General features: G+C 65.9%; 26 protein-coding genes. 19 read left to right on the top strand and 7 right to left on the bottom strand.

Annotation, left to right across the window (positions count from 1 at the left end; translation table 11 throughout):
* Positions 1-37 precede the first annotated feature (37 nt).
* From QA635_RS31060 to hemC, 4 genes are all read left to right on the top strand, one after another.
* The gene (locus QA635_RS31060) at positions 38-1,456 is read left to right on the top strand and encodes a M20/M25/M40 family metallo-hydrolase (RefSeq protein WP_283063414.1); all 1,419 of its coding nucleotides are present in this window, start codon (positions 38-40) and stop codon (positions 1,454-1,456) included.
* Positions 1,456-2,274 (top strand): aspartate dehydrogenase, encoded by an 819-nt coding sequence (locus tag QA635_RS31055; RefSeq protein WP_283071924.1) that lies wholly within the window; start codon positions 1,456-1,458, stop codon positions 2,272-2,274. Before QA635_RS31060 ends, QA635_RS31055 begins: the two co-directional genes overlap by 1 nt.
* Positions 2,274-2,894, top strand: coding sequence for a bifunctional nicotinamidase/pyrazinamidase (gene pncA, locus QA635_RS31050; protein ID WP_283063412.1), 621 nt, complete (start codon positions 2,274-2,276; stop codon positions 2,892-2,894). Before QA635_RS31055 ends, pncA begins: the two co-directional genes overlap by 1 nt.
* 65 nt (positions 2,895-2,959) lie before the next feature.
* Positions 2,960-3,970, top strand: a complete 1,011-nt coding sequence (hemC, locus tag QA635_RS31045) for a hydroxymethylbilane synthase (protein WP_051447764.1) — start codon at positions 2,960-2,962, stop codon at positions 3,968-3,970.
* A 152-nt stretch (positions 3,971-4,122) separates the two neighbouring features.
* Here hemC and QA635_RS31040 read toward each other — a convergent pair whose 3' ends face one another.
* Genes QA635_RS31040 through QA635_RS31030 form a run of 3 tightly spaced genes read right to left on the bottom strand, consistent with a single transcriptional unit; the run spans position 4,123 to position 6,665 of the window.
* Entirely contained in the window at positions 4,123-4,821 is a 699-nt protein-coding gene (locus tag QA635_RS31040; RefSeq protein ID WP_283063408.1) for a DUF1045 domain-containing protein, read from the bottom strand.
* 9 nt (positions 4,822-4,830) lie between these two features.
* On the bottom strand, positions 4,831-6,003 hold the full coding sequence (locus QA635_RS31035) for an alpha-D-ribose 1-methylphosphonate 5-triphosphate diphosphatase (RefSeq protein WP_283063406.1): 1,173 nt from the start codon (positions 6,001-6,003) through the stop codon (positions 4,831-4,833).
* A complete protein-coding gene (locus QA635_RS31030; protein WP_283063404.1) occupies positions 6,000-6,665 on the bottom strand; it encodes a transferase hexapeptide repeat family protein in 666 nt (221 codons plus the stop codon). Before QA635_RS31030 ends, QA635_RS31035 begins: the two co-directional genes overlap by 4 nt.
* 211 nt (positions 6,666-6,876) lie before the next feature.
* On the opposite strand from QA635_RS31030, the gene phnC reads away from it, so the two are divergent.
* From phnC to phnE (QA635_RS31010), 4 genes are all read left to right on the top strand, one after another.
* Positions 6,877-7,692 (top strand): phosphonate ABC transporter ATP-binding protein, encoded by an 816-nt coding sequence (phnC, locus tag QA635_RS31025; protein ID WP_028334545.1) that lies wholly within the window; start codon positions 6,877-6,879, stop codon positions 7,690-7,692.
* A gap of 79 nt (positions 7,693-7,771) precedes the next feature.
* A complete protein-coding gene (gene phnD, locus QA635_RS31020) occupies positions 7,772-8,704 on the top strand; it encodes a phosphonate ABC transporter substrate-binding protein (RefSeq protein ID WP_057018814.1) in 933 nt (310 codons plus the stop codon).
* Positions 8,705-8,787: 83 nt separating this feature from the next.
* A complete protein-coding gene (gene phnE, locus QA635_RS31015; protein WP_050387861.1) occupies positions 8,788-9,672 on the top strand; it encodes a phosphonate ABC transporter, permease protein PhnE in 885 nt (294 codons plus the stop codon).
* Positions 9,669-10,517, top strand: coding sequence for a phosphonate ABC transporter, permease protein PhnE (gene phnE, locus QA635_RS31010; RefSeq protein ID WP_283063398.1), 849 nt, complete (start codon positions 9,669-9,671; stop codon positions 10,515-10,517). Before phnE (QA635_RS31015) ends, phnE (QA635_RS31010) begins: the two co-directional genes overlap by 4 nt.
* A gap of 166 nt (positions 10,518-10,683) precedes the next feature.
* Here phnE (QA635_RS31010) and phnF read toward each other — a convergent pair whose 3' ends face one another.
* Positions 10,684-11,409, bottom strand: a complete 726-nt coding sequence (gene phnF, locus QA635_RS31005; RefSeq protein WP_028334541.1) for a phosphonate metabolism transcriptional regulator PhnF — start codon at positions 11,407-11,409, stop codon at positions 10,684-10,686.
* Positions 11,410-11,537: 128 nt separating this feature from the next.
* On the opposite strand from phnF, the gene phnG reads away from it, so the two are divergent.
* Genes phnG through QA635_RS30960 form a run of 9 tightly spaced genes read left to right on the top strand, consistent with a single transcriptional unit; the run spans position 11,538 to position 18,489 of the window.
* Entirely contained in the window at positions 11,538-11,999 is a 462-nt protein-coding gene (gene phnG / locus QA635_RS31000; protein ID WP_283063396.1) for a phosphonate C-P lyase system protein PhnG, read from the top strand.
* Between the two features lie 4 nt (positions 12,000-12,003).
* Positions 12,004-12,612, top strand: coding sequence for a phosphonate C-P lyase system protein PhnH (gene phnH, locus QA635_RS30995; RefSeq protein ID WP_283063394.1), 609 nt, complete (start codon positions 12,004-12,006; stop codon positions 12,610-12,612).
* 3 nt (positions 12,613-12,615) lie between these two features.
* On the top strand, positions 12,616-13,719 hold the full coding sequence (locus QA635_RS30990) for a carbon-phosphorus lyase complex subunit (RefSeq protein ID WP_283063393.1): 1,104 nt from the start codon (positions 12,616-12,618) through the stop codon (positions 13,717-13,719).
* Positions 13,716-14,600 carry an alpha-D-ribose 1-methylphosphonate 5-phosphate C-P-lyase PhnJ gene (locus tag QA635_RS30985; protein ID WP_212053935.1) on the top strand — a complete coding sequence of 295 codons (885 nt, stop codon included), beginning with the start codon at positions 13,716-13,718 and terminating at the stop codon, positions 14,598-14,600. Before QA635_RS30990 ends, QA635_RS30985 begins: the two co-directional genes overlap by 4 nt.
* Positions 14,593-15,390 (top strand): phosphonate C-P lyase system protein PhnK, encoded by a 798-nt coding sequence (gene phnK / locus QA635_RS30980; RefSeq protein WP_283063391.1) that lies wholly within the window; start codon positions 14,593-14,595, stop codon positions 15,388-15,390. Before QA635_RS30985 ends, phnK begins: the two co-directional genes overlap by 8 nt.
* A gap of 8 nt (positions 15,391-15,398) precedes the next feature.
* Complete coding sequence (phnL, locus tag QA635_RS30975) at positions 15,399-16,097, top strand: phosphonate C-P lyase system protein PhnL (protein WP_283063390.1); 699 nt, start codon at positions 15,399-15,401, stop codon at positions 16,095-16,097.
* Between the two features lie 13 nt (positions 16,098-16,110).
* Entirely contained in the window at positions 16,111-17,265 is a 1,155-nt protein-coding gene (locus QA635_RS30970; RefSeq protein WP_283063388.1) for an alpha-D-ribose 1-methylphosphonate 5-triphosphate diphosphatase, read from the top strand.
* Entirely contained in the window at positions 17,262-17,855 is a 594-nt protein-coding gene (gene phnN / locus QA635_RS30965; RefSeq protein WP_283063386.1) for a phosphonate metabolism protein/1,5-bisphosphokinase (PRPP-forming) PhnN, read from the top strand. The genes QA635_RS30970 and phnN overlap by 4 nt, the downstream gene beginning before the upstream one ends.
* A 22-nt stretch (positions 17,856-17,877) precedes the next feature.
* Positions 17,878-18,489 (top strand): pyridoxamine 5'-phosphate oxidase family protein, encoded by a 612-nt coding sequence (locus tag QA635_RS30960; RefSeq protein WP_283063384.1) that lies wholly within the window; start codon positions 17,878-17,880, stop codon positions 18,487-18,489.
* A 112-nt stretch (positions 18,490-18,601) separates the two neighbouring features.
* On the opposite strand, the gene QA635_RS30955 is transcribed toward QA635_RS30960, so the two are convergent.
* Together QA635_RS30955 and QA635_RS30950 are read right to left on the bottom strand one after the other, a co-directional pair.
* On the bottom strand, positions 18,602-20,326 hold the full coding sequence (locus tag QA635_RS30955; protein WP_283063382.1) for a SulP family inorganic anion transporter: 1,725 nt from the start codon (positions 20,324-20,326) through the stop codon (positions 18,602-18,604).
* Positions 20,327-20,395: 69 nt separating this feature from the next.
* On the bottom strand, positions 20,396-20,995 hold the full coding sequence (locus QA635_RS30950; RefSeq protein ID WP_283071923.1) for a TetR/AcrR family transcriptional regulator: 600 nt from the start codon (positions 20,993-20,995) through the stop codon (positions 20,396-20,398).
* Between the two features lie 204 nt (positions 20,996-21,199).
* On the opposite strand from QA635_RS30950, the gene QA635_RS30945 reads away from it, so the two are divergent.
* Positions 21,200-22,444: an efflux RND transporter periplasmic adaptor subunit gene (locus QA635_RS30945; protein ID WP_283063381.1), complete on the top strand. Its 1,245-nt coding sequence runs from the start codon at positions 21,200-21,202 to the stop codon at positions 22,442-22,444.
* Positions 22,445-22,468: 24 nt separating this feature from the next.
* On the top strand, positions 22,469-25,651 hold the full coding sequence (locus tag QA635_RS30940) for an efflux RND transporter permease subunit (protein WP_076828993.1): 3,183 nt from the start codon (positions 22,469-22,471) through the stop codon (positions 25,649-25,651).
* A gap of 136 nt (positions 25,652-25,787) precedes the next feature.
* On the opposite strand, the gene QA635_RS30935 is transcribed toward QA635_RS30940, so the two are convergent.
* A complete protein-coding gene (locus QA635_RS30935) occupies positions 25,788-26,006 on the bottom strand; it encodes a hypothetical protein (protein ID WP_028334528.1) in 219 nt (72 codons plus the stop codon).
* Between the last annotated feature and the right edge of the window lie 161 nt (positions 26,007-26,167).

Here is a 26,167-nt window from a genome sequence, read left to right as displayed (position 1 = left end):
CGTCTCCGATCAGGCGGCGGAATTCCGGGAGAGTACGATGTCGCACAAGGCTAGAAACACGGTTCGATCGCTGCGGCTCGCGGCAGCGCTTGGTCCGGCGCTGCTGGCAACCGGCGCCGCGGCGCAGGGGCTGACCGAGCAGCAACAATTTGCCCGCGGCATCTACCAGGAGCTGGTCGAGATCAACACGACCACCGCGACCGGCGATACCCAGAAGGCGGCGGAGGCGATGGGCGCGCGACTCCGCGCGGCGGGCTTCCCCGAAGCCGACGTGCACGTGTTCTCGCCGGCACCGCACAAGGGCAATCTGGTGGCGCGGCTGCACGGCTCCGGCGCGCGCAAGCCGATCCTTTTGGTTGCCCATATCGACGTCGTCCCCGCCAACCGCGAGGACTGGTCGGTCGATCCGTTCAAGCTCACCGAGCAGGACGGCTATTTCTACGGCCGCGGCTCCAGCGACGACAAATACATGGCGTCCGCCTTCATCACCAACCTGATCCGCTACAAGAAGGAGGGCTACAAGCCCGATCGCGACATCATCGTCGCGCTCGAGACCGATGAGGAGATCCTCGATGCCAACGGTCTCGGCATGCAGTGGCTGATCAAGAATCACCGCGACCTGATCGATGCCGAGTTCGCGCTCAATGAAGGCGGCGGCGTCGGTCTCAAGAACGGCAAGGCGATCCGCAACAGCGTGCAGACCAGCGAGAAGGTCTCGATCGGCTACCAGCTCACGGTGAAGGATCGCGGCGGCCACTCGTCGCTGCCGCGCAAGGACAATGCGATCTATCACCTCGCCGAAGGCCTCGTGCGGCTCTCCAATTACAGCTTTCCGATGAACCTCAACGAGACCACCCGGATCTATTTCACCAAGACCGCCGAGGTCGACACGTCGCATGCCGACGATATCAAGGCCATTTTGGCGCCGCAGCCCGACCCGGCGGCGCTGGCGCGATTGTCGGAGAATCCGGGCTATAATGCGCAGCTCCGCACCACCTGCGTCGCGACCATGCTGGAGGGCGGCCACGCCATCAACGCGTTGCCGCAACTGGCGACCGCCAAGGTGAACTGCCGGATCCTGCCCGGCGAGCCGGTCGAGGGCGTGCAGGCGACGATCGAACGCGTGCTCGCCGACAAGGAGATCGCGGTGGCTCCGACCGGCAAGGCCGTGTTGAGCCCGCCGTCGCCCCTCAACGAGGAGATCATGGGTTCGATCGAGAAGCTGTCGAAGGAGTTCTGGCCGGATGCGTCGATCGTTCCGGTCATGAGCACCGGCGCGACCGACGGCAGCTATCTGCGTAACGCGGGGATTCCGACCTATGGCCACTCCGGGCTGGCCGCCGATGTCGACGACAACCGTATCCATGGCAAGGACGAGCGCGTGCTCGTCAAGTCGTTCTACGAGGGCGAGGAGTATCTCTATCGCCTGGTCAAGATGCTCGCCGGCGGGAAATGATGGCTGACAGCAAGACAAGGACACGGGTTGCGGTCGCCGGCCTCGGCGCGATCGGCACCGACGTCGTCAAGGCGCTCGATCAGGGCATCGAGGGCCTGACGCTGGTTGCGGTGTCGGCGAACAGCCCGGACAAGCATCGCGGCTGGGTGGCGGAGCTCAAGTCTGCGCCGAAGCTGGTGCCGATCGAGCAGTTGGCCGAGGTCGCCGACATCGTGGTCGAATGCGCGCCGAGCAAGGTGGTCCGCGCGATCGTGGCGCCGGTGGTCGAGCGCGGCAAGTCCGCGGTCGTGCTCAGCGTCGGCGCGCTGCTGCAGAACGAGGACCTCGTCGATCTCGCGAAGGCCCATGGCGGCCAGATCATCGTGCCGACCGGCGCGCTGATCGGGCTCGATGCGGTGACCGCCGCGGCGATCGGGACCATTCATTCGGCGAGGCTGGTGACGCGCAAGCCGGTCGCGGGCCTCGTCGGCGCGCCGCATCTGGTCGAGAACAACATCCGGATCGAAGGCATCACCGAGCCGCTGCGCATCTTCGAGGGCAGTGCGCGCGACGCCGCAAAGGGTTTTCCGGCCAACCTCAACGTCGCGGTGGCGCTGTCGCTGGCCGGCATCGGCCCCGACCGCACGAGGGTCGAGATATGGGCGGATCCGACCGTGACCCGCAACACCCACCGGATCGAGGTCGATTCCGATTCCGCGCGGTTCTCGATGATGATCGAGAACATTCCCTCGGAGAACCCGAAGACCGGCCGCATCACCGCGCTGTCGGTGATCGCCTGCCTGCGCAAGCTGCGCGCATCATTGCGGATCGGCACCTGATGAAGATTGCGCCCGACGATCTGTTGCTGGTCATCGACGTGCAGAACGATTTCTGCCCCGGCGGTGCGCTGGCGGTCGCGGACGGCGATGCCGTCGTGCCGGTCGTCAACCGGTTGGCCGGCCGCTTCGACCATGTCGTGCTGACCCAGGACTGGCATCCGGCGGGCCACAGCTCGTTTGCGACCTCGCATCCGGGCGCGACGCCGTTCTCCGAGATCGCCATGCCGTATGGGCCGCAGACGCTGTGGCCGGATCATTGCATCCAGGGCAGCGCGGGCGCCGCGTTTCATCCCGATCTCGCCACCGAGCGGGCCGAGCTCGTGATCCGCAAGGGGTTCCGGTCCGCGATCGATTCCTATTCGGCGTTCTTCGAGAACGACCGCAAGACGCCGACCGGGCTCGCCGGCTATCTGCGCGAGCGCGGCCTCAGGCGCATCGTGATGGCGGGGCTCGCCACGGACTATTGCGTGCAGTATTCGGCACTCGATGCGCGCCGGCTCGGTTTCGAGACCATTGTCGTGCTGTCGGGCTGCCGCGCCATCGATCTCGGCGGCTCGCTTGCCGTCGCCACCGCGGCGATGCGCGCGGCCGGGGTGGAGCTTGTCGAGGAGCTCGTCTGAGCGTCGCCAAAGAGGGGCAAAAACCGTTGTTTTGACTGGCTTTTTGTTCTAATCCCCCACCGTTGATGATCACGCGCAGCGGAGCTTTCGTGTCGGGACAGGTTTTGCGGATTGGGACGCGCAAGAGCGCGATGGCGCTCGCGCAGACGGATGAGGTGGCGCGGCTGCTGCGCGCTTCGGCGCCGGACCTTGCCGTCGACATCGTCAAGTTCGAGACCCGCGGCGACCAGGACCAGACCAGCAAGCTGTTGCGCCATGGCGGCAAGGGCGGCGCCTTCGTCGCCGAGATCCGCGAAGCCATGCGCGCCGGCACCTTGCAGGCGGCGATGCATTCGCTGAAGGACGTGCCGGGCAACGAGGAGACGCCGGGTCTCGTCATCGCCGCGATGCTGGCGCGCGATGCCGCCAATGACAGCCTCGTGCTGCGTCCCGGGCTGTCGCTCGAGACCCTCCGCGCCGCACGCGGCAAGGGCTTCATGATCGGCACCAATGCGGTCCGCCGCGCCGCCTATCTGCGCCGGCTGTTTCCGGAAGCGACCGTGATCCATTATCGCGGCGCCGCTGATACGCGGGTGGCCAAGCTCGATCGCGGCGACAAGCAGCGGCTGCCCGGCGGCGGCGAAGTGGGGCCGGCGGATGCGCTGGTGATGGCGCGCTCGGGTCTGGAGCGCATCGGCATGACCGCGCGCATCGCGCATGATTTCTCGGTCGGCGAGATGCTGCCGGCGGTCGGCCAGGGCATTGTCGCGGTGGAATGCGTCGAGACCGACTGGGCAACGCGTGCGCGGCTTGCCGGGATCGACAACGCGCCGTCCCGGCTCGCCGCCGAGGCCGAGCGCGAGGTGCTGTGGGTGCTCAACGGCCATTGCAATTCGCCGATCGCCGGCCATGCCACGCTCGCGGGCAGCGAGATGACGCTGCGCGCCTCCGTGCTCGACGAGGCCGGCGCCGGCTTCATCGAGGTGACGCGGCGCGGGCCGGCCGATCGTCCGCGCGAACTCGGCCGCGCCGTGGGCATGGAGCTGCTCGAGAAGGGCGCCGCCGAAATCATCGCCCGCACCCGGATCGACGAATAGCGATATCCATCCCACGTCGTCCCGGCGAAAGCCGGGACCCATAACCACGAATGTTGGTTGTGGGACGATGCTGGGACCGCAGCTCGCTTGAACAACTACCGACGGTGGTTATGGGTCCCGGCTTTCGCCGGGACGACACCGGTGTGTGAGGCCTAATCCCGATCAGCTCGCAACGGCCAGCTGCCGATGATGCGGAAACGCGATGCGCTGTCGGTCTGCCTGAACAGCGCGATGCGGTCGATTGCGAGCCGCGTGAGGTCGACCGCCGCGAACCGTGTGCGCAGCTGCGCCACGATCGGGCCGCGCCGCTCGTCGCTCAGCCGCCCCGTCAGCGTCATGTGGAAGCGGAACTCCTCCATGACGTAGGGATAGCCCCAGCGGTCGAGATAGTCGCACTGCCGCGCGGTGAGTTTCTCCGGCCTGCGGCGCGCGCGATCTTCCGGCGTCAGCGGCGCGCGGAACGCGTCGAATTCGGTGACGCAGTCGGCGGCAAGCTGCTGCAGGTCGTGCGAGCGGCTGGCGGGGATCACCGCGATGAACCCGCTGATCGCGTCGATCACCGGTTCGATTACCGGAATGCGCCGAGCGCGGCCGGCGAAGGCGGCACAGGCATCGAGAAGCTCGGCCTCGCTCCGACCGTCGGCGAGCGCGGTGGGCGCCTTCAGCGTGGCGTGGAATCCATACTTGCGCGGATCTTCGGTGATCTCGCGCCAGTCCGGCGTGACGCCTTCGGGAAACGGCAGGTCGTCGCCCGACACCGCATCGTAGCCGAGCAACGTCGAACCGAAGCGGTGCAGGACGCTGTCGGGTGACGGCGCATAATAGATCGCGTAGCGCGGAGTGCTGGCCATGGGACTGGGCTACGCCGCCGCAACCGTCTTGCGCGGCGCGAGCGAATGAACGAGGCAGCTCGCGTCCGCCAGGTGCACCAGCCGTCCGGCCGCTATCACGGCGACGATGCGCGGCCGCAGCGGCACCTTGTCGTCGACGACGATGATGTCGGCACGGCGGCCCGCGGCGAGCACGCCGCGGTCGGCGAGCCCGGCCGCGCGGGCCGGCGCCGACGAGATCAGGTCCCACGCCCTGGCGAGCGGCAGGATGCCATCGGCGACGAGACGGAACGCCGCGAGCAGCTGCGCCGGATAGTAATAGTCCGACGCCAGCACCGAGCAGAGGCCCTGTGCGATCATGTCGGATGCCTTGGTCCAGCCGGTGTGGCTGCCGCCGCGCACCACATTGGGCGCACCGAACACGATGAAATCGCCCGCCGCCGCAGCATCGCGCGCGGTCTCCTCGTTGACAGGGAATTCGGCGATCGTAGCGCCCAGCACACGAAACTCCTGGCGCATCGCCGGGCTGTTGTCGTCGTGCGAGAGCATGCGGATATCGGCCGCGCGCGCGGCGGCGGCCAGTCGCGCGATCGAGGCGGGCACCTCGGGGCGGCGCGCCACGATCCGGTCGAGCATGTCGTTGACGGCCTCGACGGAGAGCCCGGTGCGCTCGGCCAGCTGGTTGCGCTTCTTCGGCTTGACGTTGCTGTGGTCGTTGAAGGCGAACAGATCGATGCGGCCTTCACCGAGCCATTGAATGATCTCGGCCTCGGCCTCGAGATTGTGGGTCTCGTGACGTAGGTGGAAGCGGGTGTCGGCGGCGAGCTGCGGCCGCAGCGCCTCGATCGCATCGAGCAGCTTGCGCGCATTCTCCGCGCTGCGCAGGCCGGGCTCCCACGACCAGGTCGTGCCGTGGAACACGGTGGTGATGCCGTTGGCGATCGCCTGCCGGTCGCTGTCGATCAGCGCCACGTCGGTCGGGAAGTCGACGCCGGGGCGCGGCATCATCTGCCGCTCGAACGCATCGCCGTGCAGGTCGATGATGCCGGGCAGCACCAGGAGGCCACTGGCATCGATGTGAAGCGCGGCGCGCCCCTGCTCGGCGTCGAGCGCGCCGATGTCGCGACCAGCGGTCCGCAGCGAGGTCTCGACCAAGGCGCCGTCAACCAGCGTGCGCCCGCCCTCGATGAAAATGTCCGTCACGATGCGGCGCTCCGTTGTTTGTTCTGTGATTGGGATACGGCCTCGGCCTCGTACTTGTCGAGGAATTCCTCGACCGCGAGCTTGCGAAAGTCGGGCAGGACGCGGCGGAGCGTCTCGTGATCCCAGTCCCACCATGCGAGCGCGGCGAGGCGGTCGGCGATCGTCTCGGAGAAGCGCCGCTTCACGGGCCGCGCCGGATTACCGGCAACGATGGTGTATGCGGGAACGTCCTTGGTCACGATCGCGCCGGCGGCGACGACAGCGCCGGTTCCGATGTTCCGTCCTGGTAACAGGATCGCACCGTGCCCGATCCAGACGTCATGGCCGATATGCACGTGATGCGCACGTCGCCAGTTGAAGAAGTCGGTGTCGTCGCTCTCTCCGGGGAAATACGCGCTGGCGCGGTAGGTGAAATGCGCTTGAGTCGCGCGATGCATCGGGTGGTTGCCGGGGTTGATGCGAGTCATCGCCGCGATCGAGCAAAACTTGCCGATCGAGGTGTAGGTGATCTGGCTGTCGTTCACGACGTAGGAATAGTCATCCATGCTGACTTCAAGCAGGATCGTGCGCGCGCCGACCTCGGTATATTTGCCGAGCTTGCTCTCACGGACCGACGCGGTCGGGTCGACGGTCGGCACAACCGAGAGTGTTTTTCCGGCCATCAGGGCCTCCGCAAATCTTCAAGAATCTTGGGCTTCCGGGGGATGCGCGCTCGTCATCGGGATGCTTGATGACAACATCATGACGTTGCGATGACGGCAAGGGAGCGACAAGGGAGGGGTGTGGACGATCGCCGCACCGCAGCGCTGTCGTCACATAACTGTAAAACGCCGGGGATAGCGATGGCCCAACGAGGCGCGGTTGGAGCATTACATGCTGGTGGTGGAAGGTTTGACGTGCCGTTTCGGCACGAAAGCCGCAGTCGACAACGCGTCCTTTTCGATCGCGCCGGGCAGCTTTGTCGGCGTGATCGGCCGCTCGGGTGCCGGCAAGTCGACGCTGCTGCGGATGATCAACCGTCTCGCCGATCCGACCTCCGGCCGTATCCTGTTCGAAGGCACCGACGTCACCGCGTTGCGCGGCAAGGAACTGCGGCGGTGGCGCGCGCGCTCGGCGATGATCTTCCAGCAGTTCAATCTGGTCGGCCGCCTTGATGTGCTGACCAATGTGCTGATGGGCCGGCTGGCCCAGATTCCGTCATGGCGCTCGCTGGCGCAGGTCTGGCCGGAGCAGGACAGGGCGCTGGCGCTGTCGGCGCTCGAGCAATTCGACATTGCCCAGCTCGCGGCACAGCGCGCCGACCAGCTCTCCGGCGGCCAGCAGCAACGCGTCGCGATCGCGCGCGCGCTGGTGCAGGAGCCCGACATCATTCTCGCCGACGAGCCGATCGCCTCGCTCGATCCGCGCAACACCAAGATCGTGATGGACGCGCTGCTGCGCATCAACAAGCATTTCGGCATCACGGTGCTTTGCAATCTGCACTCGCTCGACCTGGCGCGGACCTATTGCGACCGCCTGGTCGGCATGGCCGCGGGTCGCGTGGTGTTCGATGGCGCACCCGCGGCGCTCACCGACCATATCGCCCGCGAGCTCTATGACCTCGAGGCCAATGACGTCATCGGCGCAGCACCGCTGCCCGCGCCCGACGGTGCAACTGCGCCGGCACTCGGCACCGCAGCCGCGGCCTGAGCGTCGCGCATTTTTCAATCTGGGAGGCCGGGCATTTTGCCCGGCCAACAGGTGCAACTACAACAAAAGAGGGGTAGTCATGTTCACTCGTCGCATCATTCTGGCTGGCGCCGCCGCGCTGGCATTTGCCGGTTCGGCCTCCGCGCAGGACTGGAAGGCAAAGTATCCGGAGCTCACCTTCGCGGTGGTGCCGGCCGAAAACGCCTCCGGCGTCACCGAGCGCTGGACGCCGTTCGTGGCGTATCTGTCGAAGGAGCTCGGCGTGAAGGTCACACTGCGCATCGCCAACGACTACGCGGCCGTCATCGAAGGCCAGCGCGCCGGCAACATCCAGATCGCCAGCTACGGCTCGGCCTCGTTCTCGCGCGCGCGCCTGACCGGCGTCAAGACCGACGCGTTCGCCAACGATATGAACGCCGACGGTTCGACCGGCTATTACTCGGTGTTCTTCGTCAAGGCGTCGAGCCCGTACAAGACCGTCGAGGACCTGAAAGGCAAGAATCTCGGCCTGGTCGATCCGAACTCGACGTCCGGCAACAACGTGCCGCGCTTCGAACTCAACAAGATGGGCATCGCGAACGCCGAAGGCTTTTTCGGCAAGGTCGTGTTCACCGGCAGCCACGAGAACGCCGTCCTGGCGCTGTCGCAGGGAACCGTTGATGTGGCCGCCAACCAGTGGACCAACGAGGACGATTCCACGCTCGCCCAGATGCTGACCAAGGGCATGCTGAAGAATGCCGACGGCTCGGCGATGAAGAAGGATGATTTCCGCATCATCCACAAGTCGGCGCTGATCATCAACGGCCCCTATGCGTACAACACCGATCTTCCGGAGGACCTGAAGGCTGCGATCGCAAAGGCCTTCTTCGACGCGCCGACCAAGGACAAGGCCGCCTTCGACCGTCTGTCGGACGGTCAGAAGAAGGGCTTCCATCCCGCCACCACCAAGGATTGGGACGGCACCATCGAGCTGATCAAGTTCGTCGACGGTTTGCGCAAGAAGGCGAGCTGATCGCACGCCTGACGTCACGAGGGCCGGGCGTATAGCCCGGCCCTTTCTCTCCACTCAACTCCGAACCGGACTGGCACGCGTCGATGGCGACCGCCGTATCCATTCTTCCAGCGCAGCAACTGGCGACGCTGGAGGACGCCTACCGCAAGTCCGTCGCACGCAAGCGGTTGAAGGCCGCGCTGGCGACGGCGGCATTCTGTGCGGTGCTGGTGATCGCGGCGTTCGGCGCGGAAGTGAACCTGCGCACGCTGTTCACCTATTTCGGCAATTTCGTCAGCTATTTCGATCGCATCCTGACGCTGGATTCCGGCGCGCGGGTCTGGACCGATCCCGCCGAATGGTTCTGGGGTTGGCATAAGTGGCTGAAGATGCTCGGCGAGACGATCCTGATCAGCTATGTCGGCACGCTGACGGGTGCGGTGCTCGCCTTCGCACTCAATTTCTTCGCGGCCCAGAATACCTCGCCCGGCCCGTGGGTACGTTTCACGATCCGCCGCCTGCTGGAATTCGCCCGCACCGTCCCCGGCATCGTGTTCGCGCTGATCTTCGTGATCGCGTTCGGCCTCGGGCCGATGGCCGGCGTGCTGGCGATCGCGATCCACACCACCGGGGCGCTCGGCAAGCTGTTCGCCGAGATCGTCGAGAATGCCGACATGAAGCCGGTCGAGGGCATCCGCTCCACCGGCGCGAGCTGGCTGTCCTGCATGCGCTTTGCCGTGCTGCCGCAGGTCTCGGCCGGCTATGCCAGCTATGCGCTGCTGCGCTTCGAGATCAACGTCCGCGAGGCGTCGGTGATGGGCTTCGTCGGCGCCGGCGGCATCGGCCAGGAGCTGGTGGTCGCGATCCGCAAGTTCTACTATTCCGACGTCAGCGCCATCCTCATCACCATCATCGTCACCGTCTTCATCATCGACATCTCGACCGGCTGGCTGCGCGGCCGGCTGTTCGGCAAGGAGACCCGTCGATGAGCCAGATGCCGAGGCCGGACACCGCGGAACTGCGCGCGAAGTACCCCGGCGTCTTCGAACGTCCCGCATCGGCACGGTTGGCGATGCCGGCCATGATCGTGGCGGCGCTCGCGATCTTCGTGTTCGGATTGGTTGATCTCGATTTCTCGCCGTCCAGGCTGATCGCGGGCCTCGGCCAGCTCGGCTGGATCACCATGCTGATGCTCCCGCCGAATCCGGGCTCGTCGTTCCCGCTCTACATGCAGGCGCTCGGCGAGACGCTGTCGATCGCGGTGCTCGGCACCACGCTTGCCGCGGTTTTGGCGCTCCCGGTCAGCCTGCTGGCGGCGCGCAACATCATCCCCTCGAACCTGATCCGCTTTCCGGTGCGCCGCTTCCTGGATTCGATCCGCGGCGTCGATACGCTGATCTGGGCGCTGGTCTGGATCAACGTCGTCGGCCTCGGCCCGTTTGCCGGCGTGCTGGCGATCATGGTGTCGGACTTCGGCGCGTTCGGAAAGCTGTTCTCCGAGGCGATCGAGGCCGCAGATCGCAAGCAGGTCGAGGGCATCCGCGCGTCCGGCGGCAACGCGCTGCACGAGATCCGCTTCGGCCTGCTGCCGCAGGTGTTGCCCGTGATCGCCGGGCAGGTGCTCTACTTCATCGAGTCGAATACCCGCTCGGCCACCATCATCGGCATCGTCGGCGCGGGCGGCATCGGCTTGCAGCTTGCCGAACAGATCCGCGTGCTGGAATGGCAGAAGGTGTCGTTCCTGATCCTGATGATCCTGATCGCGGTTGCCGCGATCGACTTCATCTCGAGCAAGCTGCGCTTTGCCATCATCGGGCAAAGGGCGGTGGTGTAGCTTCTCTTTCGCCTCTCCCCGCGCGCGGGGAGAGGCCGGAGTTTTCGCGTAGCGCAAATTCCGGGTGAGGGGACTCTCGGCGTACTCACAGCTTCCAGGATTCGCGGAGACAGCCCCTCACCCCGACCCTCTCCCCGCAAGAGCGGGGCGAGGGAGCAGAGAAAGATCAACCGTTCTCGACCAGAAACTCCACGCGCTCGGCGGCGAAGCGCGAGCGCTTGGTCACCAGCGGCTGGTCCAGCATGTCGACGTCGGTGGCGTCGACCACCAGCACCGGCCGTCCCAGCGGCAGGTCGAGCCGCGCGGCGTCGGTCGCATCGACGATCGCCGCGGTGATCCGGGTCGAGGCGCGGTGGTAGTCCTTGACGCCGTAATGCCCGAGCAGCTTCGTCATCGAGCGGACGTTGGCGAACACGCTGCCGGCATCGGGAAACCGCTCGGCCGACAGCCAGGTGGTGGAGACGCAGATCGGCGTCCGGTCGGCGAGCCGCACCGCTTCGATCCGGATCAGCGGCGCACCGATCTTCAGGCCGAGCTCGCGCGCGATCTCGCGATTGGCGGTGTCGCTGCTCGCATCGATCAGCTGGCCGCGCGGCTCGTGGCCGCCGGCGCCGACGATCTCGGAAAACCGCGTGCGTGAGCGCAAGGGATAGGCGAGGCGCTGGGCTTCGACATAGGTGCCGCTGCCGCGTTCCGCGCGCACCAGGCCGCGCTCGGCCAATGCGGCGAGCGCCCGCCGCACGGTGTGGCGGTTGACCCGGTACGTCTCGGCGATCTCCATCTCGCCGGGCAGCTTTTCGCCGGCGGCGAAGCGACCGTCAGCGATGCCGCGCTCGATGCCGTCGGCGACCTGCCGCCACAAGGCGACGCCGGAACTTTCCTGCATGCTCATGGCGCGGTGATACCAGAAATCTTTGGTTTGTCACGAAACAGTCATGGCGCTCCGCTATCAAGTTGTCTAGTATCATAGACAACTTGATGCAAGCAAGGTTGCCCAAAGGTTTGCCCATGAGTTCGACCATGAGTTCGACCGGACCAAACAGCAAACAGGCCCAGCGCAAGGCCGCGATGACGGTGCTGGCGCACGCCGCCGCTACGGACATCGCAGGCAGGCTGGCGGCGATCGCGCTGCCCGCGCATGAGAACCTGCGCGAGCCGGAAAACGGCCTTGTGATGCTGCGTGGGCGGATCGGCGGCGACGGTGCGCCGTTCAATCTCGGCGAGGCGACGGTGTCGCGCGCGGCGGTGCGGCTTGCGACCGGCGAGGTCGGCTTCGGCTACACGCTCGGCCGCGACGCGCGGAAGGCGCAGATGATCGCGCTGTGCGACGCCATGGTGCAGTCGGCGGAACTGTCCGGCGAGGTGGAGGCCAAGGTGATTGCGCCGCTGCGCGTCGCCATGAACGCCGAACGCGGCCGCAAGGCCGCTGAGACCGCGGCGACGCGGGTTGATTTCTACACGATGGTGCGCGGTGAGGGATGATGCAATGACGACGATTGCCGAAATGCCCGCGGGCTTTGCCGACAAGGTGCTGTCGGCGCAGTCGACTTTCCGTTCCGTGATGGATGCGATGGCGCGCCCGGGCAGCGTGCAGCGCGTCGCCGCTGACGTCGGAACGCCGGCCGGCATGATGCGCGGCTCGGCCGCGATCGCGCTGACGCTGTTCGATCACGACACACCGATCTGGCTCGACGCCGCGATGTCGGCAACGCCGGACGTCGCCCGCTGGCTGAAGTTTCACGCCAGCGCGCCGGTGATCACCGATTCCTCGATCGCGAGCTTCGCTTTGATCGGCGATGCCGCGAGCCTGCCGGCGTTCGATCGCTTCGCATTCGGCAGCAGCGAATATCCTGACCGGTCGACCACACTGATCCTGCAGGTCGACAGCCTGTCGCAGGGGCCGGCCTTCGAGCTGAAAGGACCCGGCATCGACGGCAGCGCCGTGCTGCAGGCGATGATCAAGCCGCGCGACCTGTTCCAGCGGCTTGCGATCAACGAAGCCCTGTTCCCGCGCGGCATCGATGTCGTACTGGTCCATGACGATGCCATTGTGGCGATCCCGCGCACCACGCGGCTGATCGCAAGCGGAGTGTGAGCGATGTATGTAGCCGTCAAGGGAGGCGAGCGCGCCATCGAGAACGCCCATCGGCTGCTCGCGCATGAGCGGCGCGGCGACCGCGAGGTGCCTGAGGTGACGCTGGCACAGATTTCCGAGCAGCTCGCGCTTGGTGTCGATCGCGTGATGACCGAAGGTTCGCTCTACGATCGCGAGCTCGCGGCGCTCGCGATCAAGCAGGCGCGCGGCGACATGATCGAGGCGATCTTCCTGGTCCGCGCCTTCCGCGCCACGCTGCCGCGCTTTGGCGCCACCGAGCCGGTCAACACCGGCGAGATGCAGGTGCGGCGGCGGATCTCCTCGACCTTCAAGGACGTTCCAGGCGGCCAGATCCTGGGGCCGACCTTCGACTACACCCATCGCCTGCTCGATCCGCAGCTCGCGGAAGGCTTTGTGCCGGAGCAGCCGGCGACCGCGGACGCCTCGCAGGCCGCCACGCCGCGGGTGACCGACATTCTCGGCCGCGATGGCCTGATCGAATCCTCGCCGCAGGCAGATAGCGACACGCCGGTCGGCGACCTCACGCGCGAGCCGCTGAGCTTTCCGGCCGACCGCGATTTGCGGCTGCAGAATCTGGCGCGCGGCGACGAGGGCTTCCTGCTCGCGCTCGGCTACTCGACGCAGCGCGGCTACGGCCGCAATCACCCGTTCGCCGGCGAGATCCGCTTCGGCGAGGTCGAGGTCGAGTTCTTCGCCGAGGACGCGGGCTTTGCCGTGCCGCTCGGCTCGATCGAATTGACCGAGTGCCAGATGGTCAACCAGTTCAAGGGCTCGACGACCGAGGCGCCGTGCTTCACCCGCGGCTATGGCCTCGCCTTCGGGCAGAGCGAGCGCAAGACGATGTCGATGGCGCTGGTCGATCGCGCGCTGCGTGCACGCGAGCTCGGCGAGGAGGCGGCGGCGCCGGCACAGGACGAGGAGTTCGTGATGTCGCACTCCGACAATGTCCAGTCGACCGGCTTCGTCGAGCATCTCAAGTTGCCGCACTATGTCGACTTCCAGTCCGAGCTCGGTCTCTTGCGCAAGCTGCGGCAGGAATTCGCCGAGGCCAATCAGGCCCTCGAACTGCAGGAGGCCGCGGAATGAACGCGCCGACGTACAACTTCGCCTATCTCGACGAGCAGACCAAGCGGATGATCCGCCGCGCGATCCTCAAGGCGATCGCGATCCCCGGCTATCAGGTGCCGTTTGCGAGCCGCGAGATGCCGATGCCCTATGGCTGGGGCACCGGGGGCGTGCAGGTGACGGCCGCGATCCTCGGTCCCGACGACGTGCTGAAGGTGATCGACCAGGGCTCGGACGACACCACCAACGCGATCTCGATCCGCAAGTTCTTCGGCAAGACCGCCGGTGTCGCGACCACGACCTCGACCACGGACGCGACCGTGATCCAGACCCGGCATCGCATTCCCGAGGCCTCGCTGCATGCCGGGCAGGTGCTGGTCTATCAGGTGCCGATCCCCGAGCCGCTGCGCTTCCTCGAGCCGCGCGAGACCGAGACGCGGCGCATGCATGCGCTCGCCGAATACGGGCTGATGCACGTCAAGCTCTACGAGGACATCGCGCGCTTCGGCCATATCGCCACCGCCTACGCCTATCCGGTGAAGGTGAACGCGCGCTACGTGATGGATCCGTCGCCGACGCCGAAATTCGACAATCCGAAGATGGACAATTGCGCGGCGTTGCAGCTGTTCGGCGCCGGCCGCGAGAAGCGCATTTACGCGATCCCGCCCTACACCACCGTGGTGTCGCTGGACTTCGAGGATCACCCGTTCACGCGCTACCGCTTCAACGCGCCCTGCGCGCTGTGCGGCGCCGACAATTCCTATCTCGACGAGATCGTCACCGACGACAGGGGCGGGCGGATGTTCGTCTGCTCCGACACGGACTTCTGCGAGCAGCGCCAGGCCGCCGGCCATCACGGCACCGAGAGCGCAGCGCCGCACAAGGAGAAGGCCCATGTCTGAGCTCTCGAGCCTCGACAACGACGAGCCGTTGCTGGTGGCCGAGGGGCTTGCCAAGAACTATGGCCGGCTTGCGGCCTGCCGCGACGTCTCGTTCGCGCTCTATCCCGGCGAGGTGCTGGCGATCGTCGGCGAGTCCGGCTCGGGCAAGTCGACGCTGCTGCAGCTGCTCTCGGCGCAGCTCGCGCCGAGCGCCGGCCGGGTGTGCTATCGGATGCGCGACGGCCTGCTGCGCGATCTCGCTGAACTCGGCGAGGCCGAGCGGCGCTTCCTGTTCCGCACCGACTGGGGCTTCGTGCACCAGGATCCGGCGCAGGGCCTGCGCATGGGCGTCTCGGCCGGCGCCAATGTCGGCGAGCGGCTGATGGCGGTCGGCTGGAATCATTACGGCCGCATCCGCGACACCGCGTCGACCTGGCTGGAGCGGGTCGAGATCGATACCGGCCGCATCGACGACGCGCCGAAGACCTATTCCGGCGGCATGCGGCAGCGGCTGCAGATCGCCCGCAACCTCGTCACCGAGCCGCGGCTGGTGTTCATGGACGAGCCGACCGGCGGCCTCGACGTCTCGGTGCAGGCGCGTTTGCTCGACCTGATGCGCAACCTCGTCAGCGAGCTCGGGCTTGCGGCGATCGTCGTGACCCACGATCTTGCGGTGGCGCGCTTGCTCTCGCATCGCGTGATGGTGATGAAGGGCGGCCGCGTCATCGAGACCGGCCTCACCGACCAGGTGCTCGACGATCCGCGCGAGCCCTATACGCAGCTACTCGTTTCCTCGATTCTTCCGCCATGAGCGTGCCAATGACTGCGATGATCGAACTTGCCAACGCCGAGAAGACCTTCACCATGCATCTGCAGGGCGGCGTCGAGCTGCCCGTGGTGCGCGGCGTCTCGTTCCACGCCGATCCGGGTGAGTGCGTGGTGCTGTCGGGCCCGTCGGGCGCCGGCAAATCCTCCATCCTGAAGATGATCTTCGGCAACTACCGCTGCGACAGCGGCCGGATCGGCATCCGCCATCATGGCAAGGTTGTCGACCTTGCCACCGCCGAGCCGCGCCAGGTGCTGAGCATCCGCCGCTCGACCATCGGCTATGTCAGCCAATTCCTGCGCGCCGTGCCGCGGGTGGCGACGATCGACGTCGTTGCCGAGCCCTTGATCGTCAACGGCGTGGCACGCGAGGAGGCCCGCGCGCGCGCCGGCCAGCTGCTGCGCCGGCTCAACATTCCGAAGCGGCTGTGGACCTTGCCGCCCTCGACCTTCTCCGGCGGTGAGCAGCAACGCGTCAACATTGCGCGCGGCTTCATCTCGGACCTGCCGATCCTGCTGCTGGACGAGCCGACCGCTTCGCTCGATGCGGCGAATCGCGCCGTGGTGGTCGAGCTGATCGCGGAAAAAAAGACCAAGGGCGTCGCGATGGTCGCGATTGTCCATGACGACGAAATCCGCCATCTGATCGCCGACCGCATCGTCGATGTGACCTCGTTCGCGGCTGCTGCCTGAAGGACCGTTTGAAATGACCGCCAAGCAAGACACCATCATCGGCAACGCCCGGCTGGTCCTCGCCGATCGCGTGATCGAGCAGGGCTGGGTCGCGATTACTGATGGCAAGATCGCCGGGTTCGGCGAGGGCAGGGCGCCCGAGGCCGCCGAGGATGCCGGCGGCGACCTCCTGATGCCCGGGCTGATCGAGCTGCACACCGACCATCTCGAGATGCACTATGTGCCGCGGCCGAAGGTGTTCTGGAATCCGGTCGCGGCCGTGATCTCCTATGACGGGCAGCTCGCGACCTCAGGCATCACCACGGTGCTGGATTCGCTGCGGGTCTGGCGCGAGGACGGCGCCGAGGATGTCGACGGCCGCGCCGGCGTGCTGGCGGCGGCGATTGCGGCGGCGCGGGAGGAGAATCTGCTGCGGGCCGATCACTTCCTGCATCTGCGCTGCGAGGTCCCGATGCCGGACGTGGTTGCCGAGGCCAAGGAACTGATCGACCGGCCGGACGTGCGGCTGATGTCGCTGATGGACCACACGCCGGGTCAGCGCCAGTTCCGCGACGAGGTCAAGCTGCGCGACTACTATCGCGGCAAGGGCGGCGGCATGACCGACGCCCAGCTCGACGTGCTGTTCGCACGGCGCTTCGCCTATCAGAAGGAATATGCGGTGGCGAACACCCGCGCGATCGTCGCGCTGGCGCATGAATACCGGATCCCGTTGGCGAGCCATGACGACACCACGGATGAGAACGTGGTCGACGCCGTCAACGACAAGGTCGCGGTCGCGGAGTTCCCGACCACGATGGAAGCTGCGCGCGGCTTGCACGCCGCCGGCATCGACATCCTGATGGGCGCGCCGAACGTGGTGCGCGGCGGCTCGCACTCCGGCAACATTGCGGCCGTCGATCTCGCCAATGAGGGCATGCTCGATATCCTGTCGTCGGACTACATCCCGTCCAGCCTGCTGATGGCGGCGCTGCAATTGCCGCGGCATGTGCCGGCGATCGATCTCGCCTCCGCCGTCCGCACCGTGACCAAGACACCGGCCGAGGCGGTCGGGCTCAACGACCGCGGCGAGATCGCGGTCGGCCGCCGCGCCGACCTGATCCGCGTGCACGTCGCGCGCGATCTGCCTGTCGTGCGCAGCGTCTGGCGCGAAGGAGGGAGGGTCGCATGACCGATGCATCCGTCGTCGCCGATCGGCGCGCCGGAATCGGTCCCGGCCGGCTGATCCTGGTGGTCGGCCCGAGCGGCGCCGGCAAGGATACGCTGCTGGGGTTCGCCAAGGCGGCCTGTGGCGATGATCGCGATGTCGTGTTTCCGCGCCGGCTGATCACCCGTCAGGCCTCGGCGTCGGAGGACAATGAGGAGGTCAGCGTGGAAAGCTTCCAGCGCGCTCTAGCCGCCGGTGAGTACGCCATGCACTGGGAAGCGCACGGCCATCGCTACGCGCTGTCGCGGTCGATCAACGACGATATCGGGGCCGGACGCACTGTGATCGCGAACGTCTCGCGCACCGTAATCGCCACGGCGCGCCGCAACTATGCCAATGCTGTCGTGGTGCTGGTCACGGCGCCGCCGGATGTGCTGGCCGCGCGGCTCGCAATGCGGGCGCGCGGCAGCGACGGTCTTCTCGAGCAGCGGTTGGCCCGCACGGTCGACGAGAGCACGTCGATGCCCGATTTCACCATCGTCAATTCCGGCACCGCCGACTATCATGCGCGACAGCTTGTCCGCATCATCAAGGGCGAACGCTGGGACGAATAGCAACCAAAGGAGAACGGCACGAATGTCGGTGATCGAAACGGTCGAGCAACTTGAGGCGATCTACGGCTTCCCGAACGACGCGTCGACCGTGAAGGTCGCCGATCACGTGACGCCGCTCTATCGTGTGCTCATCGAGAAGTCGCCGTTCGTGTCGCTTGCGACCGCAGGCCCCGAAGGGCTCGATTGCTCGCCGCGCGGCGACCTGCCGGGCTTCGTGCGCATCCATGATGCGAAGACGCTGATGATGCCGGATCGCCGCGGCAACAATCGCTGCGATTCATTGCGCAACATCGTTCGCGATCCCCGCGTCGGCTTGCTGTTCCTGATTCCGGGATCGGGCAGCACGCTGCGCGTCAACGGCCGCGCCTACGTCACGGCCGAACCGGAGCTGCTCGCCTCCTTCATGATGGAAGGCAAGGCACCGCGCACGGTGATCGTAATGCACGTGGAGGAGATCTATTTCCAGTGTGCGCGCGCGATCGTGCGCTCCGATCTCTGGAATCCGGACAAGCGGGTCGACCCGAAGGCGTTGCCGACGCCGGGCCAGATCCTCGACGAGATGAGCGAGCACACGGTCGGCGGCGAAAAATACGATCGGGAATGGCCGGAGCGCGCGCGGCAGACGATGTGGTGATGCGCCCGGACGGCTGGGAAGCATGATCCGGAAAAGTGCGAAGCGGTTTTCTGAAAAGATCATGCTGAAACAAAAGGTGCTAAAGCGCGATGACGATTGAATCCATCGCGCCTTAGGCCTCGGCGCGGTCTTCCCAGTCCTCCCAGGTCACGTCAGCATTGATCTCGAGGTAGCGCGCAACGGCAACGCCGATGGTCGGGAAGAAATTGTTCTCGCCAAGCTGCGCCAGCAGGCCGAATTTCTTCAGCTTGTCCTTGACGGGGTCCTTGAGCTCGGCAAAGCACAGCTCGATCTTCTGTGCGTGCAACGCCTCGTCGAGCTCGGCGAGAACATCGCCGGCGGTCACGTCCACGCTGGTGACCGGCTCGGCCGTGACCACCAGCCAGCGCACCGGGGTCGGGGATCTTGCCACCGCATCCAGCGCGCGTTCCTTGAAGAACTCGGCATTGGCAAAGAACAGCGGCGCATCCCACCGGAACAGCACCAGGCCGGGGATCTGGCGCGCATCCGGGTATCGCGTGATGTCGTGATAGCCCTTCACGCCGGAGGCGCGGCCCAGCACGGCGGAATGCGGCCGCCAGCCGTCCCACAGGAATTCGACGATCGCGAGCACGATGGCGAGGCCTATTCCGGGAATCACCCCCAGCACGGCCACGCCGACGAAGCAGACCATCGATAGCCAGAACTCCCACTGCTGAATGCGGTAGATTCGCCTGAGGTCGCCGATCTCAAACAGGCCGAGCGCAGCGGCGATGACGACGGCGGCCAACGCGGCGTTGGGCAAGTGCTGCAGCAAATTCGGCGCTATCAGCAGCAGGAAGGCGATGGCCAGCGCGCCGATGACGCTGGTCAATTGCGTGCGCGCTCCGGCAGCTTCCGCAACGGGCGTTCGCGATCCGCTGCTGCTGATCGGAAAACCCTGAAAGAAGCCGGCCGCCAGATTGGCCGCGCCGAGCCCCACCATCTCCTGGTTGGGATCAACGCGATCGCCCAATCGTCCCGCATAGGCGCGCGACAGCACGCTCGTGTCGGCGAACGACACCAGTGCGACGGCGCAGCCGCCGATCAGCACCTGCACGATGTCGCCATAGCCGATCCGGGGAATGGCGAATCCCGGCAAGCCCTGGGGAAGCGAACCCAGGACTGTCACGCCGAAGCGTGCCCCGAGATCGAGAACCCCGGTGACGACCGTCGCGGCGACGACGGCAATGAGAATGCTGGGCAACCGCTTGTTCCGGGCGAGCAGCAGGATCACCGCCAGCGTCGCAAGGCCGATCCCGAGGGTCGCCCAATTCGTCTTTCCATCGACGATTGCTCCGATGACCGCCCAGAGGCTGCGCAGAGGTCCATCGCCTTCAATGGAAAAGCCGAACAGCTTGGGTAGCTGGCTGATCAGCACGGTCAGGGCTATTCCGTTCATGTAGCCGTAGCGGATCGGCTTGGAGAGAAGCTCGGTCAGGAATCCCAGCCGCGCGATGCCCGCGACGATGCATATCGTCCCGGAGACGACCGCCATCATGGCGGCCAGGGTTGCCGCACGCATCGGATCGCCGCCAGACAGCGGAACGACGACGCCGAGGATGATGGCCGCAAGCGCCGAGTCCGGCCCAAGGACAAGGATGCGGCTCGGCCCGAACAGCGCGTAGACGAGCAGCGGGATGATCGTCGCATAGAGCCCGTAGATGCCGGGCAGGCCGGACGCTTCCGCATAGGCGATGCCGACCGGGACCAGCATGGTCGCGAGCACCAGCCCGGCGACGATGTCGTGTGGGAGCCACGCCGCTTGATATCGACGCAGCGTGGTGAGACCCGGCAGCCAGCCGGTCCAATGCTTCATCGCCGGTCACTCCCAACGTCGTTGGGGCCGCAGGCGCTTGACGTGAACCGCTCTACCCCTTCAACCGCTCTACCCCTTCGCCTGCTCATCAAACGCCTTCAGCGACACCGCTGCAATCTCGCGCAGCGCGTTGCGGTCGGCGCCCGAGGAAGCCATCACGCACATGCCTGATGTCACCGCGGAGAGATAGCGGGCAAGGGTGGCCGGATCGGCGCTTTCGCCGAGGTCGCGTTCGGCCTTCGCGCGGACAAAACGTTCGTGCAACTGGTCCTCGGTTCGGGCGCGGCGCGCTGCCAGTTCAAATGGAACATTCTCCGAGCCGGTGCCGCAGGCAAGGCCGCCCTGGACCAGCAGGCAGCCGGGCGGGTTGGCGGGATCGGTCTGGGCGTCCGCGTGCTCCATCAGAAATCGTTCGGCCACCTCTCGGGCGGTGGAGGCGCCCAAAACCTTTTCCATCCAGGCGTCGCGCTTCTCGGTGTAGCGGTCGAGCGCGGCCTTCAGCAGACCCTCCTTGCTGCCAAAGGCGGCATAGAGGCTCGGCGGATTGATGCTCATCGCCTCGGTGAGCTGCGCGATTGTCGCGCCCTCGTAACCATGGCGCCAGAACACATCCATGGCCTGGTCCAAAGCGGCGTCCGCGTCGAAAGCGCGGGGGCGTCCCATTCCCATTTTTCGTTGCTCCGTAAGCCGGGTGCCGTTTCTATGACGGATTGTCCCTGGCTTATCCTCTTGTTGCACGTGATGTTTTTCCGCTACTTCCCATTTCCCCATGAATGAGATAAGAAATTCATAGTGCTTGATACATAAGTATCTTGCGAACCGGCGTCCAGCTCCACATCTGTAGCGAACACTACAGATATCTGGAGCGCGTGAATGCCCTCGTCAACCCAAAATCTCCGTTCCGGCCGCTTCCGACGTGTCGTAGGCGGTATCGTGATCCTTGGCGCCCTCGCGGTGGCCGGTTCGATCGCGACCGGCCACTATTTCCATGCCGCACAGGCGACCGCGACTGCCGCGGCCCCCGAGCCGGCGGTCCCGGTCACCGTTGCCGTGATCCAGCCGCGGCCGACCACGCTGTTCGATGACTTCTCGGGCCGGCTCGAAGCCGTCGACCGGGTTCAGCTCCGGCCGCGGGTGGCCGGCGCGATCCTTTCGACCAACTTCACCGAGGGCGCGCTGGTGAAGTCCGGTGACATCCTGTTCAAGATCGACCCCGCGCCCTACGCCGCCGAGGTCGATCGCGCCCAGGCGCAGCTCGAGGCCGCCAAGGCCCGCGTCGTGTTCACGACGAGCGAAGTCGAGCGCGGCGCGCAGCTGGTTGGCAACAACATCGTGACCAAGCGCGATTTCGACCAGCGCGACAATGCCAATCGCGAGGCAGTCGCCAACGTCAAGGCCGCCGAGGCCGCGCTGCAGACGGCCAAGCTCAATCTCGACTACACCGAGGTGCGGGCGCCGGTCGACGGCCGGGTCGGCAGGATCGAGGTCACCGTCGGCAATCTCGTCGCCGCGGGTACCTCGTCACCGGTCCTGACCTCGCTGGTCTCGGTCAATCCGATCTATGCGAGCTTCGATGCCGACGAGGAGGTCGTGCTGCGTGCACTGAACTCGATCGCGGACGCCTCCGGCAAGCGCGGCAATCTCGACCAGATTCCGGTCGACATGGTGACCTCGGGCGGCCTCAGCGCCAAGGGGCACATCCAGCTGATCGACAACCAGGTCAACGGGCAGAGCGGCACCATCCGCGTCCGCGCCGTGTTCAAGAACGATGACGGCCGGCTGATCCCGGGGCAATTCGCCCGCGTGCGCATGGGCCAGCCCAAGCAGCAGACGCTGGTGCTGATCGACGAGCGCGCCGTCGGCACCGACCAGGACAAGAAGTTCGTCATGCTGGTCGGCGACGACAGCCGCGCCGTCTATCGTTCCATCACGCTTGGCGGCTCGGTCGATGGCCTGCGGATCGTCACCGCCGGCCTGAAATCCGGCGACCGCATCGTCGTCAACGGCCTGCAGCGTGTGCGTCCGGGTGCGCTGCTGAAGATGGAAGTCGCCGAGATGGGCGCGCGCGGCATGCAGCAGGCATCCACTGAAACCAACCAGCACGTCGTGCAGCGCTAGGCGCTGCGCGCGGGGGGCGGAGCCATGAATCTCTCAAAATTCTTCATCGACCGGCCGATCTTCGCCGGCGTGCTTTCGATCCTGATCTTCCTGGCCGGCCTGATCTCGCTGCTGGCGATGCCGATCTCGGAATATCCCGACGTGGTGCCGCCGTCGGTCGTGGTGCGCGCGACCTATCCCGGCGCCAATCCGAAGGTGATCGCCGAGACGGTCGCGACCCCGATCGAGGAGCAGATCAACGGCGTCGAAGGCATGCTCTACATGTCGAGCCAGGCGACCACCGACGGCGCGATGACGCTGACGGTGACGTTCCGGCTCGGCACCGACCCCGACAAGGCGACCCAACTGGTGCAGAACCGCGTGCAGCAGGCCGAGCCGCGCCTGCCGGCCGTGGTGCGCCAGCTCGGCATCATCACCAAGAAGAGCTCGCCCGACCTCACCATGGTCGTGCATCTGCTGTCGCCGAACAACCGCTATGACATGACGTATCTGCGCAACTACGCGGTACTCAACGTCAAGGACCGGCTGGCGCGGATCGACGGCGTCGGCGACGTCCAGCTCTATGGCGCCGGCGACTATTCGATGCGGGTCTGGGTCGATCCGCAGAAAGCCGCCGAGCATTCGCTGACCGCGAGCGACGTCGTACGCGCGATCCAGGCCCAGAACGTCGAGGCTGCCGCCGGCGTGGTCGGCTCCTCGCCCAGCGTCAAGGGCATCGACCTCCAGCTCTCCGTCAACGCCGAGGGACGGCTGTCGACCGAGGAGCAGTTCGGCGACATCGTGGTCAAGACCGGTTCGGCCGGCGAAGTGGTGCGGCTGCGCGACGTCGCGCGGGTCGAGCTCGGCGCCTCCGAATACGGCCTGCGCTCGCTGCTCGACAACAAGCAGGCGGTCGCGATCCCGATCTTCCAGGCGCCGGGGTCGAATGCGCTGGAGATCTCCGACCATGTCCGCGCCACGATGGCCGAGATCAAGAAGAACATGCCGGAAGGCGTGTCCTACCAGATCGTCTACGATCCGACCCAATTCGTGCGTTCGTCGATCGAGGCTGTCATCCACACGCTGCTCGAGGCGGTCGCGCTCGTCGTGCTGGTCGTGATCCTGTTCCTGCAGACCTGGCGCGCCTCGATCATCCCATTGATCGCGGTCCCGGTGTCGATCGTCGGCACTTTCGCGGTGATGCATGTGTTCGGCTTCTCGATCAACGCGCTCAGTCTGTTCGGCCTGGTGCTGGCGATCGGCATCGTGGTCGACGACGCCATCGTCGTGGTCGAGAACGTCGAGCGCAACATCGAGTCCGGCCTGTCGCCGCGCGATGCCACCAACCAGGCGATGCGCGAAGTGTCCGGCCCGATCATAGCGATCGCGCTGGTCCTGATCGCGGTGTTCGTGCCGCTGGCCTTCATCTCCGGCCTCACCGGACAGTTCTACAAGCAGTTCGCGCTGACCATCGCGATCTCGACCGTGATATCTGCGATCAACTCGCTGACGTTGTCGCCGGCGCTGTCGGCGCTGCTGCTGAAGGGGCATCACGAGCCGAAGGACTGGCTGACCCGGATCATGGAAAGGTCGCTCGGCTGGTTCTTCCGCGGCTTCAACAAGGTCTTCACCAAGTCCTCCGAGAACTACGGCCGCACCGTCACCAAGGTGATCTATGGCAAGGCCGTGGTGATCGGCCTCTATGTGCTCTTGATCGGCCTGACCGGCGTGCTGTTCAAGCAGGTGCCGTCGGGCTTCGTGCCGGGCCAGGACAAGCAGTATCTGGTCGGCTTTGCCCGGCTGCCCGATGGCGCCACGCTCGACCGCACCGAGGAAGTGATCCGCAAGATGAGCGACATCGCGCTGACCCAGCCCGGCGTCGAAAGCTCGGTGGCGTTCCCCGGCCTGTCGATCTCCGGCTTCACCAACTCGTCCAACGCCGGCATCGTCTTCTCGACCTTGAAGCCGTTCGACGAGCGCAAGGATCCCTCGCTCAGTGGTCCGGCGATCGCGGCGGCGCTCAACAAGAAATATGCCGGCATCCAGGATGCCTTCATCGCCATGTTCCCGCCGCCGCCGGTCAACGGCCTCGGCACCATCGGCGGCTTCAAGCTGCAGATCGAGGACCGCGCCGGCCTCGGCTATGAGGCGCTGAACGACGCGACCAAGGCGTTCATGGCGGCGATGCAGAAGGCCCCGGAGATCGCCGGCGTGTTCTCCAGCTTCCAGGTCAACGTGCCGCAGCTGTTCGCCGACATCGACCGTACCAAGGCACTCCAGCTCGGCGTGCCCGTCACGGAGGTCTTCAACACGCTGCAGATCTATCTCGGCTCCTACTATGTGAACGACTTCAACAAATTCGGCCGCACCTATTCGGTCTATGTGCAGGCCGACGCGCCGTTCCGCGCGCGTGCCGACGACATCAGGCAGCTGAAGGTGCGCTCGTCGTCGGGCGACATGGTGCCGCTGTCGGCCTTGCTGAAGGTCCGCCAGAGCGCGGGGCCGGAACGCGCGATCCGCTACAACGGCTTCCTGTCGTCGGACATCAACGCGGCTGCCGCGCCGGGCTATTCCTCCGGCCAGGCCCAGGAGGCGGCGACGCGGATCGCGGCCGAAGTGCTGCCGCCCGGCTTTGCCTTCGAATGGACCGACCTGACCTATCAGGAGTTCATCGCCGGCAATTCCGGAATCTGGGTGTTTCCGCTGGCGATCCTCCTGGTGTTCCTGGTGCTCGCCGCGCTCTATGAGAGCCTCGCGCTGCCGCTTTCGATCATCATGATCGTGCCGATGGGGCTATTGGCCGCGATGTTCGGGGTCTGGCTGTCGAAGGGCGACAACAACGTCTTCACCCAGATCGGCCTGATCGTGCTGGTCGGATTGTCGGCCAAGAACGCCATCCTGATCGTCGAATTCGCGCGCGAGCTCGAATTCGCCGGGCGGTCACCGATCCGTGCCGCGATCGAGGCGAGCCGGCTGCGGTTGCGGCCGATCCTGATGACGTCGATGGCGTTCATCATGGGCGTGCTGCCGCTGGTGCTGTCGACCGGCGCGGGCTCGGAGATGCGGCGTGCGATGGGCGTCGCAGTGTTCTCCGGCATGATCGGCGTCACGGTGTTCGGCCTGTTCCTGACGCCGGTGTTTTATGTGCTGCTGCGCAGCCTCACCGGGATGAAGCCGCTGACGCAGCACGGCGAGACGACCATCCCCGGAAAGGCACACGCGGCATGATGCCGCGTGTGCAGAGCGTTTTCGAGCGAAGTGGATACCGGTTCGCGTGAAGAAAACGCGGCAAGACAAAAAACGAGAGCTTCAGCTTTGATTCAATCAAAACTGAAGCTCTCGTTCGTGTCAGCTTCGAAGGGAATCAGGCTGCGATATCGAGCAGCAGCAGTGACGAACCGCGGACCAGCACCTTGCGGCCCGCGGGCGTCAGTTCAAACGAATCGCCGCGCACGGCGACATAGCCGAGCGTGATCAGGCTTTCGACGGCGAACCGGTTCAGCCGTGAAGGGTTTGCTGCGGGAGCCCGCAACGCTTTCAGCGCATCCCACTGATCGGGTCTGAGTTCGAATTCTTCGCTCATCGGTCCAGGCACTCCAGAAGTTCTTGGCGTGCGAGATACAGAGCGCAGATGAATTTCGTGCGACCACAACGAGTCAGGATTTCGATTTATGTGGACGCGTCGTCACATCGCCGTGTCATTGGAATACTTCAATTTTTTCGAATCATTGCGGCGCAACAACG

The sequence above is a fragment of the Bradyrhizobium brasilense genome (genome assembly GCF_029714345.1).
Taxonomy (GTDB): Bacteria; Pseudomonadota; Alphaproteobacteria; order Rhizobiales; family Xanthobacteraceae; genus Bradyrhizobium; species Bradyrhizobium australafricanum.
This window is presented reverse-complemented; position numbering and strand designations above follow the sequence as displayed.